Origin of the sequence: Bartonella sp. AA83SXKL, assembly GCF_042196965.1 — a bacterium.
In the GTDB taxonomy this organism is placed as follows: domain Bacteria; phylum Pseudomonadota; class Alphaproteobacteria; order Rhizobiales; family Rhizobiaceae; genus Bartonella.
Window position 1 is genome coordinate 1 of sequence record NZ_JBHIRG010000352.1, and the last position, 529, is coordinate 529.

At 40.1% G+C, this 529-nt stretch carries 1 pseudogene; it reads right to left on the reverse strand.

From position 1 onward, the window contains the following. Positions 1-157: 157 nt before the first annotated feature. Positions 158-529, reverse strand: a pseudogene (locus ACFINO_RS11585) (hypothetical protein); the annotation flags it as partial.

A 529-nucleotide genomic window follows, 5' to 3' on the forward strand; every position in this document is an offset into this window, starting at 1 on the left:
TAATGCTTGAATGCGATAAAGAGTTTGATTATTAAACACACGTGTCTCATTTGTGAGTGCAAACTTCTTTTGCATAGCACAATTCCTTTATAAAGAAGATTAAATTTTAGAATGAGATTTTTAAAGAGGGGCGCCCCCGCCGCGCCCGCGCCATTATTTACGCAGCGTTATTTATAGCCTGATCAGCACCACAGACATCTTCAGAAAATTTCTTATTTTCTTTAAGCACCGCATTGCCATAAATCGTTGTAAATTGGCAAATTTGTGCCTTGCCACTCACATGAGCATTATCATGAATGTTTGCAAAGGGACCAACACGCGCCGAGCCAGAAACCTTGGCATTATCATAAATATTGCTACCGCCATAAATTATAGCTTTATCAAAAACATGAGCATTGCCATAAGCTTTTGACCACGTAGCAAGGCGTGATTTACCGTAGACATGGGCATCATTAAACACAAGCCCACTCACATGATCATTTTCATAAACACGGGCGTTATCGTAAATAAGAGCCCCCTCTCTAATAAC